Origin of the sequence: Neorhizobium huautlense (assembly GCF_030811685.1) — a bacterium.
GTDB classification, from domain to species: domain Bacteria; phylum Pseudomonadota; class Alphaproteobacteria; order Rhizobiales; family Rhizobiaceae; genus Neorhizobium; species Neorhizobium huautlense_A.
In genome coordinates, this window is record NZ_JAUSRF010000008.1 from 19,152 (window position 1) to 36,181 (window position 17,030).

The window sequence follows — 17,030 nt, forward strand, 5'->3', positions numbered from 1 at the left end:
GTGCTCGGTCTTTCCGCCATCGGCATTCCGCCGCCGGCCACTCTCAGGACCTGTCCCATGTCGCTTTCGCTTTATGATATTACGCTCCCCGCCTTCATTCGCGCTTTCGAGAACCTCTCCGCCATTCTGAAGAAAGGTGAGACCTTTGCAGATCAAAACGGCCTCGACCATAAGGAACTGCTGGAAGCACGTCTGATCGACGACATGGCGCCACTGACCGCGCAGATCCAGCGTGCCAGCGATACGGCAAAGTTCGTGGCCGTGCGTGTTGCCGGTATCGACAACGTGCCGATGGTCGATGAGGAAGTGACATTTGCCGACCTGCATGCGCGTATCGACAGGACGGTCGAAATTCTGAAGGCGGTCGAGGCTTCGGCCATGGAGGGCAAGGACGAGGCCGAAGTCGTGCTGAAGACCGGCAGCGGTTCGATGACCTTTACGGCGCGCGATTACGTGCTCGGTTTCGCCATTCCGAATTTCTATTTCCACGTGACGACGGCCTACGCCATCTTGCGCCACAAGGGCGTTCCGGTCGGCAAGATGGATTATCTCGGTCCCCGTTCATAACCTGCTGAGCACCGGTGACAATTCGTCGCATTGCCGCTATTCTCGGCCTTGCGAAGAGGGAGGTGTCGCCGGTGCGTATCTTGCTGGTGGAGGACAATGGCGCGCTGGCCGATGGGTTGGCAACGATCCTGCGTGGCAGCGGTTATGTGGTGGATGTCGTGCATGACGGCGCATCCGCCGAAGCCGTGGCCGCCGCGCAGAATTTCGACCTCGTCATTCTCGACCTCAACCTGCCGGAAATGGACGGGCTGGACGTGCTGCGCGCCATGCGTTCGCGCCAGAACCGCGCGGCGGTTATAATCCTCACCGCCCGTGGTGCGCCGGAAGAGCGTGTGAAGGGTCTCGATCTCGGCGCTGACGACTACCTCACCAAACCTTTCGATATTTCAGAGCTGGAAGCCCGTATTCGTGTGTTGCTGCGCCGGCAGGCGGGCATGCGGTCCTCGCAGATCGGGTATGGCGGCGTCACCTTCGATCTCACCTCTCGCAGTTTTTCCAGCGAAGGTCGGCCGCTCGATATTCCCGCCCGCGAACTTGGCCTGCTGGAACTGCTGTTCATGCGGGCCGGCAAGGTCGTCTCCAAGGAAGCGATCATCGGCTCCATGACCGGGTTCGATGAGGATCTGTCGGCCAATGCCATCGAGCAATATGTCAGTCGCCTGCGCCGCCGCTTGCAGCCGCACGGCCTGACGGTGAAGAGCGCACGCGGCATCGGCTATTATCTCGAAGGCGCGGCGGCGGGCCGGTGACTTTTGGTGTCCGCTTTTCCAGAAATATCGTGACCGCATGAGGCGGGGATTGTTTTCCATCCGACGGCGCCTGCTGGCGTGGCTGCTGGCCTCGGCCGGTGTACTGGGTGCGCTTGCGCTGTCCGATACGTGGCGAGAAGCGCGCGAGACGGCCGACGATGTTTCGGACCGGGTTCTTGCCGGTTCTGCACTTGCCATTGCGGAAAGGGTGGTCGTTTCGGAAGACGGCAAGCTGGAAGTCGATATTCCCTATGTGGCGCTGGAAATGCTCACGTCGGCGGCACAGGACCGGGTATTCTATCGCGTCGACGGGCCGCCGGGCACCTTCATTACGGGCTACAAGAACCTGCCGTTTCTGGCGCGCTACGAAGGGCAGCCGACGGCGTTTTTCGATTCCACCTTTCGTGGCGAACCGATCCGGGTAGCGACGCTGGCGCGCTCGGCCTCGACCGGCATCAATTCCATGCCGTTCATGGTGACGGTGGCGGAGACGACGATTGCCCGCCGGCAGCTGACCAATTCCATCCTGCTGCATTCGGCGCTGAGGTTGGCCTTCCTGATCGTCGGTGCGGCGCTGATCGTCTGGATCGCGGTGACCGTATCGCTGCGGCCGCTGAGCCGTCTTGGCGGTGCGATTGCGCATCGCAGCCCCGACGATCTGGCGCCGATCGCCGACCGGGTGCCGAAGGAAGTGCAGGAACTGGTCGATACGGTCAATTCCTTCATGGTGCGGTTGCAATCGGCGCTGGATGCGCTGCGGCATTTCACCGGCAATGCCAGTCACCAGTTGCGCACGCCTCTTGCCGTCATTCGTACCCAGTTGGCGCTGGCGACGCGAGCGACCGATCTGGAGGAGGCACGCCGCGCAGCGTGGAAGGCGGATGAGGCGGTTGCGGATGCCGAGCGGACGCTCGCGCAATTGCTGTTGATGGCGCGAATCGATGCGACGGCGCGTGCCCGCAGGGACGGGTTTGCCGCGGTGGACCTGACGGCGCTTGCGCGGGCCACCACGGCCGATCATGTCGTGCTGGCGGCCGAGGCCGGTATCGATCTCGGTTTCGAAGGTGAGGCGCCTGTGCTGGTGAAGGCGGAACCATTGCTTCTGACCGAACTGATGAAGAACCTGATCTCCAACGCCGTGCTTTATGCGGGTGAGGGCGCGGTGGTGACCTTGCGCACGCTCAGGGCCGCAAATGAGGCCGTGCTCGAAGTCGAGGATAATGGTCCGGGCATTCCCGCCACGCATCGAGAGGAAGCGCTGACTCGTTTCGAGCGAGGTGCTTTCCAGGATCGGCCGGGAAGCGGGCTTGGTTTGCCGATCGTGGAGGAGATTGCCGTTCTGCATGGCGGAAGCGTGGAGCTTGCCGATGGCCCTGGCGGAGAAGGCCTGACGGTGCGGGTCCGGTTGCCGGCCAAAAGCTAAGGCCCTGCGATTATTCAGTGAATCCTAATTCGCGCAGCGGTTACAGGTTAATCCGAGATTGACTAACGATTTCGAAAAAACTGGGCATTTTAGTCAGTTGGCGCGTTTCCGTCCCGATTTGATGGTCAAAAATGCGGATGGATATGAGCAGACAGAAGCGCGATTGGCAGGAGATCGCAGCGGAAATCGCCAGCTATAGACAGATGTACAATCTCGCCTGCCAGATTGTTGAAAGCGCACCATTCGGGAGCGAGGAAAACGGTGCCGCCAGCCTTCTGGTGGAATCGCTGGAAGATCTCATCGACAAGCCGATTGCGGAGGCGAAACGGCTTGCCCGGGCCCGCAGGCGCTTTGAGAAACTGAAAGCACTGCTGGCAGCATAAGCCGGCAGTGCCGCCGGCTTGCACGTGACATCTTAGTGGAAGGTCTCGGTCCGGATATCCTGTTCCATGATGCGGAAGGCTTCGTCGAGCGCTGCAACAAGGATATCCGTCAGCTGATCAGGATCGCTATCCTGCAGGAAAAGTGCAATCGCCGAATCGCTCGGCTCGTGGCGGTTATGGTCCGTCTCATTCGACATATCATTGTCCTCGTTGGGGCCGGACTCATTCCGGTGACGAGACCCTAGAACTCAGGGCTTGCGTAAAACTGGCTCAACACAGCCGCGAAACTCGCGGCATACGCACGTGATCAAATCTGGCACAGGAATCTGTAGACCCCTGCATATAGAGGGGAAAACCGCATTTCCAGAGGTCTGTGTCACGTTTGCGGGCCTGCGAGCGCCGCATTTCGCGAGATGCCTTGTATATCAAGCCTGTGGATGCCTAAAAAAATCTGCACTGAAACGGCACGTCCGGTGCCGCCATGCCAACCATTCGGAAAGATTTATTAACGATACTCCATCGCAAAAGATGTGAAGGAGCATGCAATGGCAAAGGCAGCCACGGGCAGGGGGCGCAAGACGCGTCGATCGAGCAAAGCCAAGGGCGGAATGGCGCCTTGGTACGGGGCCGCTGCTCTCGTCGTTGTCGGCATCATCGCCTATGATCACCGCGATGACCTTGCGCGCTACCTGCCGCCGGCAAAGCCTGCTGCCACCAGCACGGCCCGACAGGAAACGGCAAGGCCGCAGCCGCAGCCGACGCCGCGCCCGTCTCCGCCCGCTGCCATGCCCGGCAGCAGATCGGCCGCAACCACGCCTCCCCGCAATGTGCCGGTGCCGCCGGCGCCTATTCCTTCGCGCTCGGTGCCGACGACGGCTCCCCAGCCGATGGCAAAACCCATGCTGGCCTCGCTGCCGCCGCCGGTGATCCCGTCGAGTAGCGGCGCGAAAGCACTTGCGCCGGATGGCGGTGCCAGGATGGTCGGAGCTGGCTTCAAGGGACAATTCTATTATTGCGGTCGGTCCGGCCTGAACAATTGCATCGCTGAGTCCGGCGTGTTCTGGCACGACAAGACGGCGGTGCGTCTGGCCGATGTCGATGTGCCGGGGGCCGAATCCGCGAAATGCGACGCGGAGCGCCAGCGTGGTTTCCGCGCCAAGGTTCGCCTGCGTGAACTTCTCGATGCGGGTCCTTTCGACCTCGTTCTTTCCGACAGTGGAGACCGAGAACAGTCGGGTGCCAAGCTGCGAGTTGCTATGCGTGGTGGAAAGTCGATTGGTGATCAGCTTGTGCGAGAAGGTTTGGCGCAACCCCGAGGTGGTCGTTTTACCAATTGGTGTCCATAAGAACATGAGCTTTTGCTCTAAAATGCTGCCTCCGCTCGCAATTTTACTTCCACTATAATCGCTTGGTAACAGGTTGCCCTCTACAAACGAGCAGATCTGGGGTGTCTGTTATTGCGGTGGGGTTGATGGCAGCGAGAAAAGATGCACGTCGCGCAAGCGCCGTGACAGAAAAAGACGGATATAATCGCATACTGCTGATTGAGGATTCTCCGGCCATGACCATGCTGCTTCGGCAGCGCATGGAGGAAGAAACCGGAGCTGAGGTCGTCTGCTGCAACAGTCAGGCCTCTGCACGTGTCTGTCTGGAAAACGAACACTTCACGCTGGCTCTGACGGGGCTGAACCTGCCGGATTCTCCACGTGGAGAGATCCTGGGGCTGCTGAGCGATTTCAGCGTGCCGACAATCGTTTTTACCGCGATCTTCGACCCGGAATCGCGTGAACGTTACGCGCAGAAAAAGATCATCGACTATATCGTCAAGGACGGCCCGCGGACGATCGAGACCGTCATCGAGACGGTGGCGCGCATCCTGTCCAACAGTGCCTTCACCATCCTTGTCGTGGACGATGCGCGATCGGCGCGCTCGGGTCTCGTGGAAATCCTGGCGCGCCAGAATTTTCGTGTTCTGGAAGCGCATTCCGGCAAGCAGGCGCTTGAAATCCTCGAGGCCGAAGAAAAGATCGACCTCGTTGTTACCGATTATCACATGCCCGATATGGATGGCTATGAGCTGACCCGCCGCATCCGCGAGACACGGTCTTCGGAAGAGATGCGCATCGTTGGTGTGTCGTCCTCGACCGATCGCTGGCTTTCGGCCAGTTTTCTCAAGGCCGGTGCCTGCGATTTCATCTACCGGCCTTTCGTGCCGGAAGAACTGCAATGCCGTATCGACAACAATATCGAGACGCTCAAACAGATCCAGCGGCTGCGCTATCTTGCCGACCGCGACTACCTGACCGGGCTTTCAAACCGCCGCTGTTTCTTCGAAAAGACGCGGCAGATGGAAGATGCGCGTTTGTCGGACCACTGCAGCAGCGTTGCCATTCTGGATATCGATCACTTCAAGAAGATCAACGATACCTATGGCCACGAGGCAGGCGACCGGGTGCTGAAGATGGTGGCTGATACGCTCGCCGAGACCTGCGCGCCGGCAAAACATTTTGCCGCCCGGTTGGGCGGCGAGGAATTCGCGCTTTACCTGCGCAATACCGATGCCTTCCAGGCGCATTCCTTCTGCGAGCGCATTCGCCAGCAGATCGAGGAACTGGTGATGGAGGTCAACAAGCACGAGATAGCCGTTACCATCTCCATCGGCGTGGTCGAGACCGAGACGGGCGAAAGTTTCGACAACAATCTCAACGCTGCCGACCAATTGCTGTACCTCGCCAAGAGCAATGGCAGAAACCGTGTCTATTCGACGCTGACCCTGCCGGAAGCCATGGTGGCCGCCAATGCATCGGCCGTTGCAGAACTTTTCTGACAAATAAAAAACCTCCCGTCGCGAAACGGGAGGTTTTTGTTCAAGGGCAGGTCTGTAGCCGCTTTAAGCGGCTACCTGCGCACGGGACCGCTTGCGGCGCAACAGCCATACGGCCGCGCCCAGCACGATCACCGCCACGCCTGCACCCACGCCCATGCCGATGCGCGCGAACAGCACCAGCTGAGAACTCGGCCCGCCATCCCGGATCACCTGCACATCCTCCGGCGTTACCGTCAGCTTAGCATTGCCGTAATCCTTCAGGATGTAGTTCGACAGCGAGGCGACCTCGACATTGGTCAGCGCGTTGACGGTGTTCGGCTGGTCGCCGAATGGCGGCATGAAGACATGGCCGTCCTTGGTGTGACGGTCGACGCCGTAGAGAATGGCGGCGATGATATTGGTCGCATTGTCTCCGGCCGTCGCGGCATTGTGGAACAGGCTCGGGTAGTAGCCGTCAGCCGTGCCTTGCGCGCTGACGCCGTGGCATGAGGCGCAGTTGGCGGTGTAGAGCGCTGAACCGGCGTGGTCGCCCTTGATGCCGTCAGCATAAGGCTTGCCGCGATAAGCGGCCAGTTCGTTGGCAGGCTTGCCCTGATCGAAGCGGGTCGGGGCGGACGCCTGCGCCGCGTTCGGGTTGGACACGCTGCGGACATAGGTGGCGATGGCGTTCAGGTCCGCATCCGTGAGGTGCTGGAACGAATAGCTGATGGCTTCCGCCATGCTGCCGGCCGCCTGGGCACGATGATCGAGCCGTCCGGTCTTCAGGTAGGTGACCAGATCTTCCTGCGTCCAGGAGCCGATGCCGTGCACCTTGTCATTGGTGATGTCAGGAGCATACCAGGGGCCGATCTGGCCGCCGGTGAGGTTCACGTCCTTCTGCTCCTGCATGAACACACCGCGTGGCGTGTGGCAGGTGCTGCAGTGGGCAGCGCCCTCCGCCAGATACTTGCCGCGGTTCCATTCTGCCGATTGCGCCGGATCGTCCTTGTGCATCTCGCTCGGACGGAACAGCATGTTCCAGCCCATCATCGAGGCGCGGATGTTCATCGGGAAGGGCAGGCTGGTTTCCGGCGCCTTTTCCTCGACTGGCTGCACGCCCTGCATGAAATAGGCATAGAGTGCGTGAATATCCTCATCCGTCATGTTGGAATAGGACACATAGGGCATGGCCGGATACAGATTGGCGCCATCACCGCGAATGCCCTTGCGCACCGCATCGGCAAACTGGGTTTCCGAATAGGTGCCGATGCCGAATTCCTTCGACGGGGTGATGTTGGTCGACATGATCGTGCCGACCGGGGAGGCCATCGGCAGGCCACCGGCCATCGGTTTGCCGCCGTGATGATTGGTGTGGCAGGCTACACAGTCGGATGCCGTCGCAAGGTAACGGCCCTTCTCGATCAGTTCCTTCGAGAATTCCTGAGCGCCGGCACTGACTGGCGCAAGCGCTGCAAGCGCGAGCGGGGCCGCAAGCACGAGAGATTTGACTGGCTTCATGATCATGCTCCCCGCATCTGTTCGACCATCGCGTCGCCGGCCTTGATGGCAAGTGCGACCATGGTGATGGTGCTGTTGCCGCAGGCGCCTGCGGCCATTGCGCCGCCGCCCGGGATGAACAGGTTTTCGTGGTCATGGGCGCGGCAATCCACGTCGACGACCGAGTTTGCTGCATCGGTACCCATGATGGTGCCGCCCATGATGTGCTTGCTGTTGTTGAATTTCGGCGAGATCTTCACGTCGGTCGCACCCATCGCCTCGGCGATCTGCTTGCCGATCGGCTGCGAATAGACCTCCCAGCATTTGCGGACGTAATCGCCGACATCATAATGGATCGACGGTCGGGGCAGGCCGAGCCAATCCTTCTTGTCCGACAGGGTGAGGCGGTTGTTCGGATCCGCGAGAATTTCGTGTGCCGCGACGACATCGGCCGTGCAGGCGGTCATGCGGCGGATTTCCTCGTCGAGTGCCTTGCCGACGAGCCCCTTCTTCAGCGCCGCGAAGGTGATGTAGCGGTTGCGGGCAAAATTGTTGTAGCGGAAATAGGCACCGGCATGTTCGGAGCGGAACGCGCCTTGCGACGTCTGCATGATGCCCGAATTGACGACCGGCCCGATGCCCGACCAGAAGGGCTCCTTGGTGGTGACCGTGAAGGTGCGTGCCGGGTGGTCCATCATGTTACGGCCGACCTGATCGGACGAGTTGGCAACGCCGTTCGGGTTGCGGTCGTCGGTCGACATCAGAAGCAGTTTCGGGTTTTCCAGGCCATTGCAGGCAAGCACGAAAAGCTTGCCGGTGATGCGGTGCGTCTCCTTGTGCTGGTCGTAGAAATGGACCGCCTCGATCTTGTTCTGGGCGTTCGTTTCGACCTTGTAGACGACCGAATCGACGAGCAGCGTCGCGCCCTTCTTTTCCAGGCGATGCAGTGCCGTTTCGGCATCGTACTTGGCGGCGACGGGACAGACCGGCACGCAGTTGTTGTTCGCGCAGCAGGCCGGGCGGCCGTCATAGGGCATGCCGCTGTTGCGGGCCTGCGAGACGGGGATGTTGTTGTAGCCAAGCGTCTTGACGACCTCGGTGAATTTTACCTCACCTGGCGAAAACGGCAGGGCCGGCATCGGATAATCTGCCGAGCGGGCGCCGGTCTGCGGCCATTGCTGCGAACGATCCGACGGGCCGCAGATGCCGAGCTTGTGCTCGGTGCGAACGTAGTAGGGCTCCAGCGTGTCGTAGTCGAACGCCCAGTCACGGCCGACGCCGTAAAGCGAATTGATGCGCATGTCTTCCGGCGTCAGGCGCCAGGACGTGCCGGCCCAGTGCCATGTGGAGCCGCCCGCATAACGGATATAGGTCTGGTCGTAGGCGTCGGGGCCGCTGAACTGGAGATAGGCGTCCTCGGGCTTTTCGCCACCCATCGGGTGCGGGGCCCAGGGGCGGATCGGGTAGGCGACCGATGTGTCGCCTTTGACGCCGAGCGGCGCGTTGCGCCAGTTCTCGACCACTTCGGCGCGGGTGACCCGCGGGCCGGCTTCGATCATGAGGACGGAATGGCCTGCATCGAGCATCTGTTCGGCGATCACGACGCCGACGACACCCGTTCCGACGATGACGACGTCGGCACTAGTCTTGGTAACCATGGGAATACTTCTTTTGAATAGGGGCGTCAGAAGGTCGGCATCGGGGCCGAGAGCGGCAGGTTGGGCCGTGTCCACAGGTTGGGACCGGAAATGCCATAGGACGGTATGGTGAGGATGTCGCTGGTGGGTTTGAAGATCAGCGCTTCCTCGTAGGTGAACACCTTGGCATTGCGCTTTTCCGAAGAGCAGCCACTATACCAGGCGAAGATGACCCAGTGGGCAAAGTCCTTGAGTTCACCTTCCGGAATGTCACCGAAAAAATCCTCGACCGTCTTTGCCTGTTTCTTTTCGGCAATGGCGATGATGGCATCGAGCATGCCGGCAAAATTCTTGTATTCACCGGTTGCCGTTTCAGCGATGCGGGCACCGACGGCGGGGTTGAGCCGGTGATTGATCAGCAGGCTGGAGAGCTGCATGAAGCGGCTCTGTGCGTCGGCATCGGCGGCTGCGACCGCCATGCTCGGACAGAGCGAGGCAGCAAGGCTGCCGGCAAGAAGGGTGGCGCCGCTGAGCAGCATGCCGCGGCGCGACATGATCAGCTTGCCGTTGGGATCGTTCGACTGTCTCGTCATCGTTTTCCTGGCCATCAAAGAAGTGGGCCTTCTGCCCACGAGAAAAGAATTTCCGGCACGGCCGGCGCGTTGCATCCACAGGCAATGTCGGGCAATGTCGCGCCCTTCACCGTGGCGCTGAGCGCCTGGCGTCTGGAAGCGGTACAATGCGGACGGAATGCGGGCATGCGAAAGTCACGAAAAAAGGCGCGAGCGGACTCACTGACGCTGTCGCGAGACAGCGCAGTCCTCCACCGCGCCAAATAGTTGGATAGCTGATGATCAGTTACGCCACCAATTGACCTATGTCAATCTGTCGCATGGGAGAGGATTTCTGTGATCGTAACTGCCGAACATATGCTGAATACCCACGGGATCCTGCTGCGGCGTTGCCAGCAGGTGGCGCTGGCACTGTTTACCGAGCAGGCGGCCGAGCACGGATTTTCGCCGACCCAATACAGCGCGTTGGCCTTTACCTATATCGAGCCGGGCATCCAGCAGAATGCGCTGGGCGAGCGCATCGCACTCGACCGTTCATCGGTGACCAAATGTGTGGAGATTCTCGAAAGGGATGGTCTGATCCGCCGGGAGGTGGATCGCAACGACCGCCGTGCGCGCATGCTCTACATCACGCCCGAGGGGGAAAAGGTGCTGCAGACCGTGCATGACGCGGCGCTGAAAGCCAGAAGCCGGATCTACGAGGTGATGGGCAAGGACCGTTTCCAGAATTTTCTGGAGGACATGAAAGTGTTCAGCGCAATCCTGGATGACAAGGGGTGAGGTGAGGGCCGAGCGCCAGATGGTGCGGTTCCTCGTTCAGTCTGGAACAAAATGATTCCGATGCCGTTATGCGCACACATACGCAAAAGATGCGCGCGCAGGGACTGGCCATGTTTTCCAACAATCTTTCGTCGACGGTACTCTCTTCCGATGATCTGGAGGAGATCGATCGCTTTCACACGGCTTGGTGCGAAGAGAACGGCGTCGATAAAACGGACGCGGAGGCGCTCGACGTGGCTTCAAGCCTGATCGACTGGTACGCCTCGGATGAAAAGTATCGTTCGCGTGCCAAGCTCGACCATGCGCCGGCACTGCCGGAATCCGAGAGGATCAAATCGCTTCTCATGCAGATTACATAATCGGCACGTCGAAAGCGTGGGTGGCAGCATTGGTGAGGGATAAAAAAGAAAACGCCCGCTTTCGGATTTCTCAACGAAAGCAGGCGTTTATCTTTTGAATTGGCTCCCCGGGCCGGATTCGAACCGGCGACCTGTCGATTAACAGTCGAATGCTCTACCGCTGAGCTACCAGGGAAAAACCGCGTCGCCGCGGCGTTGAGCGGGGTAATACAAATGCTTGGGCGATTTGCCAAGCGGTTTTTTCAAAAAAATGACAGAACTTGTTTTATCCACCGCCACTTCCCACCTCCGCCTGTGCATAACCTTGGAAATGGAGGCCAGATGACGGCGGTAAATGAGGAAAGAAAGGCTGGTTTCGGCATCGATCCCAGAGATGGCAAGTTGATGCTGGGGCGTTTTCGCATTCCCATGCCGCGCAGCCGGTTTGGGCGGGTGACGCTAGGCGTGCTGCTTGTCATCGGCGGCTGTCTCGGTTTTCTGCCCATCCTTGGCTTCTGGATGGTGCCGCTCGGTCTTCTCGTTCTTTCCGTCGATCTCGCCTTCGTACGCCGCAGGCGGCGCAGGATTGCCGTCTGGTGGGCAAAACGACGTCCTCGTGATCCCCGATGATTAGAAAAGCCCGCGAAAATTTCTGAAATTTTCGCGGGCTTTCTGATTCTGGCGATTCTGTCGCTGGATGTCGGTCAGGAACTGAATATCGACATCAGGCCCTGGCCGGCGCTGAAGGCGGCATAGGCGAGGGCGGCAAAATAGATCTTCGTGCCGACGAGGAATGCATAGCCCCCAAGAACGATCAGACCGTCACGCTGGATCATGCCAACCGCCAGAAGCAGGATGGCGACCGCCGGCAGTGTGTTGGAAAATGGAATGAGACCGAGAGGAAACATCAGCAGAATGCCGCCGACAGTAATCGCCAGCGCATTGATGCGATTGGCAATGGCGCTGCCGGTCAGATGCGTCATTCGCGGCTTCACGAAGCGGTCGAACTTGCCGACGATGCCGATGCCGCGCTCAAGGGCGGGAACCAGTTTGGCGGTGTCGAGCTTGCGGTCGAGAATACGTTTCGGCAGCCAGGGCAGGCGGTTCAGGCAGACCGCGATGCCGACCAGGATGATCGCCGCGCCGAACACGGTGCTGACACCCGGAATGGAGACAGGAATAAGGAAGGGCAGGGAGGCAATCGCGCAAAGCAGCAGCAGCCCCTGTTCGCCGACGGCATCCATCAGTTCACGCAGCGTGATCGATTGACCACGTATGCCGCTGACCAGCGCCTGCAAAGTCTCCGTCAGGGAGCGCGAGGTATCTTCGAATTCGACCGACTGCTGCACATTCACCTCCGTGTTGATGCGGTTGCGATTGTCTAGCAGTTTTGTTGCGACGCGAAAACCGGTTGCGCGGTTCGCCGTTTGGCGAACCGACGGTCAAGGTGGCACCGTTTGCAGGTCTTATTTGTGCGCAACGAAATGATCGTACATGCCGACGCAGATGACTAGCACGAGCACGCCGAGTACAAACGGATTTATGGTGGTGACAAAATCAAGATATTGCATGACGGCTTCTCCTCTTACCGCATGAACAACTTACGTTTGGGGAGGAAGAGCGGCATTGATCCGCCGCAAGTCTTTCTCCCTGTTTCGCACCGGCCTTGTCGGTGCGGCGCCGAAGGTCTCCTCAGGCCTTCGGAACACGTTTATGTTAGCAGATTTGATCATGCCCCGCCATAGCCGACGACTTCTGTGATTTTTCCTAGATGGTTTTCAGGAGTGATCTGGTCAGGATCGGTCAAGAAACCGGGCGCAGACTTGGCTTTTCTCAAGGCGCCAGACGGGAAAGGCGGCAGGGCATGGTGAAGCTGACGGTGATCGAGGGCGGCAGGAGCAGCGCTGCAACATCGCGTGAGACGAAGAGAGGCGTGCATCCGACGGCAGAGGATGTACGCAAGGAAGCGGAACGGCGCATCCATGCCTCCGGTTATGACGACTGGCGCGTGCGCGAACTGGCGACGGGCGCATCCATGCCGATCGAGATCCGCTATCTGCGCATGCAGATCGAATATGCAGCGCAGGCGATAGGGCGTTTCGTGAAAATCCCGGCCGATTTTGCCTCGGACAGTTATTGGCCCGCGTGAACCGCTTTTACTGGAAATCGAGAACGGCCTGCGTGATCTCGCGGCAGCAACGTGACGTCAATCGGTCGCCCGACCCCGTTCTAAAGCTAACGGCGGTCGCGTTCTCGCCGCGCTTGTGACAGATGGAAGCCTATCCGTCCAGTCTCGGACGGTTTCCTCATTCTGCTACGGAAACGTAATCACAAAGAATCCTGGCGATCTCCTCGGGGCCGAGCTTGTCGGTCATATCTATTCCGGTCGGCCGCCAGCCGGGCTCGCAGAACTCATCGAATCGGTTCGGAAACCGGTCCGCTAAAGCCCTGTTGGATTGAATATAGGTCTCCTCAAACAGCTGCGTGAACCGCTGGTCGAAGGAATAGGGCGGGTAATTGGTGCCCTTCTGGATTTCCATCAGCCGGGAAAGGCTGGTCCGTTGCCGTTTTTCATTCATCATCCGGACGAATTCGGTGAGGTGTGCCGACAGGCTTTCATTCACCCGTTCCGTCAGCATCAGGGGCTCGGCGCCGACGTCGCCAATCTCCGAACGGAAAATGTCGAGCAGTGAACCATTGGCGCTGCAGGCGTCGAAATTGTGAAAGGCGATATCGGCCAATGGAAACGCTTGTTGCCAGGTTTCGGCAATATTGTTCCAGTCGAGAAAGGGTGTGTAGGAAACCTCCGAATAATCGGAGATGCGCGTCGTCATGCCAAGTGTCTTGACCTCCTGCGCATAACCGGAGGCCGAAATGCGGTCCTGACGGCGTACGAAGCACAGGATCTTGCTGACCGGATTTCCGATCGCTTTCATCATGTCGGCAACAAGGGTTGGATCGCAATGAAAGAAATATTCGGACGAGATGACTGAAGACTGTTCGCCGCAGTTGCGGAGTTCTTCGATGGCAAAGTCAAATGTGCTCGTCTCCCGGATGGCGACGACATCCGATCGCTTGCAAAGCGCGGGATCGGAGAGCGCTTCGGCCGCAAAACGGTGTGAGGATTCTGACGAGATTGCCGAGATGCCGTCTTGCGCCAATCGCTCGCGATTGAGACTGAGCCACTCCTGCAAATATGTCGTTCCGGTTTTTGGCAGGCCGATATGCAGAATTACCGTCATTGAGGTCGTATCCGATGCTGCAGTTTTGAAAGTCTCCAGGCGGCGCCCCACGATATCTCAGATTGGCTTCCAGCGTCTGGCTTCGCGTTTTCCGCACGTATTTGTCCCACGGGCTTGAAATCCTTTTTAGGGGGGCGTGCTTCAGATGAGAGATGCGGCTCTCGCCAAATCACGCGCGGCCTGTTCAACCGCAATCTCTCCCGAGCCGTTGAATGTGGCAAAAGGCGCAGTTGGAGGTTCGTAAGGGCTACCAAGTCCCGTCATGTTGGTGATCCTACCCTGCCTGGCCTTTCTATAGAGGCCCTTGGGGTCGCGTTCTTCGCAGACCCTTAACGGCGTGTTGACGTAGATCTCGAGGAAATCATTCGGGCCAATCAGCATTTTTGCCATTTCACGCTCGGCGCGGAAGGGGGATATGAAGGCGGAAATGACGATCATTCCCGCATCGAGCATCAGTCTGGCGATCTCCGCGACGCGTCGAATATTTTCTACCCGGTCGGCATCACTGAAGCCGAGGTCTCTATTGAGCCCGGAACGGATATTGTCACCATCCAGCAGATAGGTCTTTCTGCCGAACCTGTGCAGTTCCATTTCCATGGCATTTGCCAGAGTGGATTTGCCGGCTCCGGAAAGGCCTGTCAGCCAGATGACTTTTCCGGGATGCCCGTTCAGTCGTTCCCGCATGCCGCGGTTGACGTTGAAATGCTGAGAAAAGATGTCCTGAGGAGCGCTTGGCCCCATCGTGTGAATATCCGCCACCAGAAACAACCTTTAAAGTATAAAATTCTCCTTCAATCTCTTTAGTTGTGAGCTGCGAGCGCAACAAGCGGTCACAAAGAAAAAGCTGACCAAATGTCATTTATTTCGGGATTATTGCTTTTTTGCCATAAAATCGGCCACGTATTGGCGCGATCGGGGAGGGCAACGACCTGCAAAACCGGATTTTGAAGTTGAAGGTTTCAGGCGGAAAATTAACACACCTGAAAACGATGTACTGGGTTGCAGAAGCCGCAACAGGATACGGCCCGTCACATAAACGAGCCTTGTGCGCTTTCAGTAGAAGCGCGTCTGACTTTCGTTAATTCCAGTATCCGTAACCTTGCTGGCAGTTCCCAGTACCGCCAAAGAATATGGCTAGCGGCATAGACGGTTGCAAGGACAAGCACTGAGGCTGGTATCCATCCCAGTCGATCTGAGACGCTGTATTTCACGAACAGCCTGATTATGATTTGATGCGCCATGTAGGTGCAAAAACTAATCTCTCCGAGCCAGACTATGGTTCTGTGCTTTAGCAGAACGCTTATCCGGCCACGCTGATGCGCAAAAATAAAGATCGTCACGGCAAAAAGCAGCATGCCGCCCGTTTGAGAAATCCACATGCCGACATGGCGCCAGCCGTATCGCGTTAATTCGGCAGCGATACCATTCGAAGAGATGCCGAAGAGCAAGATTGATATCAGGGCACCCGCTTCAGCGATCGTTGCGAAAGGAACGTCGTTTCTCGACGAAAGATAGAGCCGGCAAGTCGCTATTCCGACGAGAAACTCCAAAAGGCGCATGACGGGATGCTGCAGCACGAGATTGGACGGCGAGAAGCTCCATATGTTTGGCTGACCTTGCGGAATGGGCACGGTGTCGAGAACCGCTAAAGTCGTCGCCGTCCCGAGAATTGTCGCCGCAAAGGCGAGTTTCAGCCAGCGTCCGCGCACGACAGGGAATAACAGGTAAAAGAACATTTCAGCTGAAATGCTCCATGAAACCGCATTATGGGAGAAGACGTAACCTACTACTGGAACCCACGCGTGCAGAAGTAAAACGTTAGCGATGCTGGGAGCCAACCACTCCGGATGCTTTGCTAGAAAGGGGGACAGCAGCACAAAAGCAAGCAGCCCCGTGACGATGTGAACAGGCCAAAGACGGGCGAATCGACTGATATAGAACCTCCGGGCGTCGAACCTTCCTTGATAAGCGTAGGTAAGGATGAAGCCGGACAGAACGAAGAAGAACGACACGCCCAGCGCTAGCGGTGCGCCGGAAAAAAAAGGCGGGACTATCGATCCCATCATATGAGCAACAACTACGCTCGCGGCGGCGAGGAACCGTAGCGAGGTAAGTGTATCGATCTGCTTTGGCTGCATTGCTTCCCCCTTGTGTCTCGGCGAATCTTCAACCACAGCGCGTGCCCTGGCGCAAGCCTGTGTTGTCGCAGTCTCTCATTCCAACGACTGCGCAAGCCGAAAACTGGTCCGTCAACCCGGGGTACTCATGACCACGCTACGCACGAGCGCTGCGGGCCGTGAAGTCCTGACCTGAAATCACAAGGAAATCTGACATGTACAAGACGTTGCAGGAAGTGCAGCGACGCTCGATCGCGTTCGGGCACATACGAACGCTTCGGAAAGAGATCTGCGCGGCTATGTGATCAAGCGGAAGATTTCAGGCGGCACGGTCAGCCGCGACGGCCGGCAGGCGCGTGACAGCATGCTCGGGCTGATGAAGACCTGCCAGAAACTCGGCCTATCGTTCTGGCACTATCTCTGCGACCGGCTGGGGATCAGCAACGAAGACCAGCCCGTTCCATCTCTCGCCGCTCTTTTTGCAGGACGAAGCTGAAGACTTGCCGCTCTGCTCATTGCGCTGGCATCGCCACCAAATCTGCCTTGCTTACGGGGATGCCGTGTCCTACACCTTGAACGAATGGGATTATCTGACGCGCTACACCAGCGACGACAGGATGCCGATCGATAACAATATTCTGGAGCGCGACATCAGAGTTTTTGCGACCGGAAGAAAATCATGGCTGTTCAGCGATACCGCTGACGGAGCCAAGGCCAGCGCTGTGATCTGCAGTCTGATGCTGACCTGCCGCGCCTGTGGCGTTGACCCACTCACCTGGCTGCGCCACGTGCTCACAGAGCTGCCTCAGCGTCAGGAAGCCGACGACATCGACGACCTGCTTCCGTTCAGCTTCTTCAAAATCTCAGCCAATTGATAGACCCGGATATCGCTTCGCAAACGGGGCCGATCCGGTGATGC

At 58.6% G+C, this 17,030-nt stretch carries 18 protein-coding genes, 1 tRNA gene and 2 pseudogenes; 12 read left to right on the top strand and 9 right to left on the bottom strand.

From position 1 onward, the window contains the following. Positions 1–57 precede the first annotated feature (57 nt). From J2T09_RS13125 to J2T09_RS13140, 4 genes are all read left to right on the top strand, one after another. A complete protein-coding gene (locus tag J2T09_RS13125; RefSeq protein ID WP_306835364.1) occupies positions 58–567 on the top strand; it encodes a DUF1993 domain-containing protein in 510 nt (169 codons plus the stop codon). A 71-nt stretch (positions 568–638) separates the two neighbouring features. Then, positions 639–1,316 carry a response regulator transcription factor gene (locus J2T09_RS13130; protein ID WP_306835366.1) on the top strand — a complete coding sequence of 226 codons (678 nt, stop codon included), beginning with the start codon at positions 639–641 and terminating at the stop codon, positions 1,314–1,316. A gap of 37 nt (positions 1,317–1,353) precedes the next feature. Then, positions 1,354–2,739 carry a sensor histidine kinase gene (locus tag J2T09_RS13135; RefSeq protein ID WP_306835368.1) on the top strand — a complete coding sequence of 462 codons (1,386 nt, stop codon included), beginning with the start codon at positions 1,354–1,356 and terminating at the stop codon, positions 2,737–2,739. Between the two features lie 143 nt (positions 2,740–2,882). Next, positions 2,883–3,122 carry a hypothetical protein gene (locus J2T09_RS13140; RefSeq protein ID WP_306835370.1) on the top strand — a complete coding sequence of 80 codons (240 nt, stop codon included), beginning with the start codon at positions 2,883–2,885 and terminating at the stop codon, positions 3,120–3,122. A gap of 32 nt (positions 3,123–3,154) precedes the next feature. Here the strand turns inward: J2T09_RS13140 and J2T09_RS13145 are convergent, their stop codons facing one another. Next, positions 3,155–3,319, bottom strand: a complete 165-nt coding sequence (locus tag J2T09_RS13145) for a hypothetical protein (protein ID WP_306835372.1) — start codon at positions 3,317–3,319, stop codon at positions 3,155–3,157. A gap of 348 nt (positions 3,320–3,667) precedes the next feature. Here J2T09_RS13145 and J2T09_RS13150 point away from each other — a divergent pair, with 348 nt between their 5' ends. Both J2T09_RS13150 and J2T09_RS13155 read left to right on the top strand, forming a co-directional pair. After that, a complete protein-coding gene (locus J2T09_RS13150; RefSeq protein WP_306835374.1) occupies positions 3,668–4,468 on the top strand; it encodes a hypothetical protein in 801 nt (266 codons plus the stop codon). A gap of 125 nt (positions 4,469–4,593) precedes the next feature. Next, positions 4,594–5,949, top strand: coding sequence for a GGDEF domain-containing response regulator (locus J2T09_RS13155; RefSeq protein WP_306835376.1), 1,356 nt, complete (start codon positions 4,594–4,596; stop codon positions 5,947–5,949). Between the two features lie 63 nt (positions 5,950–6,012). Here the strand turns inward: J2T09_RS13155 and J2T09_RS13160 are convergent, their stop codons facing one another. The 3 genes from J2T09_RS13160 to J2T09_RS13170 are packed head-to-tail and all read right to left on the bottom strand — an operon-like array spanning position 6,013 to position 9,655. Next, entirely contained in the window at positions 6,013–7,446 is a 1,434-nt protein-coding gene (locus J2T09_RS13160) for a cytochrome c (protein ID WP_306835377.1), read from the bottom strand. Positions 7,447–7,448: 2 nt separating this feature from the next. Continuing rightward, positions 7,449–9,083, bottom strand: coding sequence for a GMC family oxidoreductase (locus J2T09_RS13165; RefSeq protein WP_306835379.1), 1,635 nt, complete (start codon positions 9,081–9,083; stop codon positions 7,449–7,451). Positions 9,084–9,109: 26 nt separating this feature from the next. Further along, complete coding sequence (locus J2T09_RS13170; protein WP_306835382.1) at positions 9,110–9,655, bottom strand: sugar dehydrogenase complex small subunit; 546 nt, start codon at positions 9,653–9,655, stop codon at positions 9,110–9,112. 315 nt (positions 9,656–9,970) lie between these two features. Between J2T09_RS13170 and J2T09_RS13175 the strand changes: the two genes are divergently transcribed. Continuing rightward, a complete protein-coding gene (locus J2T09_RS13175) occupies positions 9,971–10,414 on the top strand; it encodes a MarR family winged helix-turn-helix transcriptional regulator (protein ID WP_306835384.1) in 444 nt (147 codons plus the stop codon). A gap of 68 nt (positions 10,415–10,482) precedes the next feature. Then, positions 10,483–10,773, top strand: a complete 291-nt coding sequence (locus J2T09_RS13180; RefSeq protein WP_306835386.1) for a hypothetical protein — start codon at positions 10,483–10,485, stop codon at positions 10,771–10,773. A gap of 100 nt (positions 10,774–10,873) precedes the next feature. Here J2T09_RS13180 and J2T09_RS13185 read toward each other — a convergent pair. Further along, positions 10,874–10,948 (bottom strand) — tRNA-Asn (locus J2T09_RS13185). A 146-nt stretch (positions 10,949–11,094) separates the two neighbouring features. Here J2T09_RS13185 and J2T09_RS13190 point away from each other — a divergent pair. Beyond that, positions 11,095–11,382 (top strand): hypothetical protein, encoded by a 288-nt coding sequence (locus tag J2T09_RS13190; RefSeq protein WP_306835387.1) that lies wholly within the window; start codon positions 11,095–11,097, stop codon positions 11,380–11,382. A gap of 74 nt (positions 11,383–11,456) precedes the next feature. Here the strand turns inward: J2T09_RS13190 and J2T09_RS13195 are convergent, their stop codons facing one another. Further along, positions 11,457–12,101 (bottom strand): exopolysaccharide biosynthesis protein, encoded by a 645-nt coding sequence (locus J2T09_RS13195; protein ID WP_306835389.1) that lies wholly within the window; start codon positions 12,099–12,101, stop codon positions 11,457–11,459. 515 nt (positions 12,102–12,616) lie between these two features. On the opposite strand from J2T09_RS13195, the gene J2T09_RS13200 reads away from it, so the two are divergent. Beyond that, on the top strand, positions 12,617–12,901 hold the full coding sequence (locus J2T09_RS13200; protein ID WP_306835391.1) for a hypothetical protein: 285 nt from the start codon (positions 12,617–12,619) through the stop codon (positions 12,899–12,901). A 157-nt stretch (positions 12,902–13,058) separates the two neighbouring features. On the opposite strand, the gene J2T09_RS13205 is transcribed toward J2T09_RS13200, so the two are convergent. From J2T09_RS13205 to J2T09_RS13215, 3 genes are all read right to left on the bottom strand, one after another. Further along, positions 13,059–13,994 carry a hypothetical protein gene (locus J2T09_RS13205; RefSeq protein ID WP_306835393.1) on the bottom strand — a complete coding sequence of 312 codons (936 nt, stop codon included), beginning with the start codon at positions 13,992–13,994 and terminating at the stop codon, positions 13,059–13,061. A 141-nt stretch (positions 13,995–14,135) separates the two neighbouring features. Beyond that, positions 14,136–14,735 (bottom strand): adenylyl-sulfate kinase, encoded by a 600-nt coding sequence (cysC, locus tag J2T09_RS13210; RefSeq protein ID WP_373458460.1) that lies wholly within the window; start codon positions 14,733–14,735, stop codon positions 14,136–14,138. Positions 14,736–15,022: 287 nt separating this feature from the next. Beyond that, a complete protein-coding gene (locus J2T09_RS13215; protein WP_306835396.1) occupies positions 15,023–16,132 on the bottom strand; it encodes an acyltransferase family protein in 1,110 nt (369 codons plus the stop codon). Between the two features lie 244 nt (positions 16,133–16,376). On the opposite strand from J2T09_RS13215, the pseudogene J2T09_RS13220 reads away from it, so the two are divergent. Then, a pseudogene (locus J2T09_RS13220) lies at positions 16,377–16,607 on the top strand (IS66 family transposase); the annotation flags it as partial. Between the two features lie 55 nt (positions 16,608–16,662). Beyond that, positions 16,663–16,986 (top strand): annotated as a pseudogene (locus tag J2T09_RS13225) (IS66 family transposase); the annotation flags it as partial. Positions 16,987–17,030: the final 44 nt, after the last annotated feature.

What these genes read in the sequence shown, in the direction of transcription:
- J2T09_RS13125 (WP_306835364.1), top strand. Translation starts at nt 58, where the DNA reads ATGTCGCTTTCGCTTTATGATATTACGCTCCCCGCCTTCATTCGCGCT.
- J2T09_RS13135 (WP_306835368.1), top strand. Translation starts at nt 1,354, where the DNA reads ATGAGGCGGGGATTGTTTTCCATCCGACGGCGCCTGCTGGCGTGGCTG.
- J2T09_RS13140 (WP_306835370.1), top strand. Translation starts at nt 2,883, where the DNA reads ATGAGCAGACAGAAGCGCGATTGGCAGGAGATCGCAGCGGAAATCGCC.
- J2T09_RS13145 (WP_306835372.1), bottom strand. Translation starts at nt 3,319, where the DNA reads ATGTCGAATGAGACGGACCATAACCGCCACGAGCCGAGCGATTCGGCG.
- J2T09_RS13150 (WP_306835374.1), top strand. Translation starts at nt 3,668, where the DNA reads ATGGCAAAGGCAGCCACGGGCAGGGGGCGCAAGACGCGTCGATCGAGC.
- J2T09_RS13155 (WP_306835376.1), top strand. Translation starts at nt 4,594, where the DNA reads ATGGCAGCGAGAAAAGATGCACGTCGCGCAAGCGCCGTGACAGAAAAA.
- J2T09_RS13160 (WP_306835377.1), bottom strand. Translation starts at nt 7,446, where the DNA reads ATGAAGCCAGTCAAATCTCTCGTGCTTGCGGCCCCGCTCGCGCTTGCA.
- J2T09_RS13165 (WP_306835379.1), bottom strand. Translation starts at nt 9,083, where the DNA reads ATGGTTACCAAGACTAGTGCCGACGTCGTCATCGTCGGAACGGGTGTC.
- J2T09_RS13170 (WP_306835382.1), bottom strand. Translation starts at nt 9,655, where the DNA reads ATGACGAGACAGTCGAACGATCCCAACGGCAAGCTGATCATGTCGCGC.
- J2T09_RS13180 (WP_306835386.1), top strand. Translation starts at nt 10,483, where the DNA reads ATGCGCACACATACGCAAAAGATGCGCGCGCAGGGACTGGCCATGTTT.
- J2T09_RS13190 (WP_306835387.1), top strand. Translation starts at nt 11,095, where the DNA reads ATGACGGCGGTAAATGAGGAAAGAAAGGCTGGTTTCGGCATCGATCCC.
- J2T09_RS13200 (WP_306835391.1), top strand. Translation starts at nt 12,617, where the DNA reads ATGGTGAAGCTGACGGTGATCGAGGGCGGCAGGAGCAGCGCTGCAACA.
- J2T09_RS13205 (WP_306835393.1), bottom strand. Translation starts at nt 13,994, where the DNA reads ATGACGGTAATTCTGCATATCGGCCTGCCAAAAACCGGAACGACATAT.
- cysC (WP_373458460.1), bottom strand. Translation starts at nt 14,735, where the DNA reads ATGGGGCCAAGCGCTCCTCAGGACATCTTTTCTCAGCATTTCAACGTC.
- J2T09_RS13215 (WP_306835396.1), bottom strand. Translation starts at nt 16,132, where the DNA reads ATGCAGCCAAAGCAGATCGATACACTTACCTCGCTACGGTTCCTCGCC.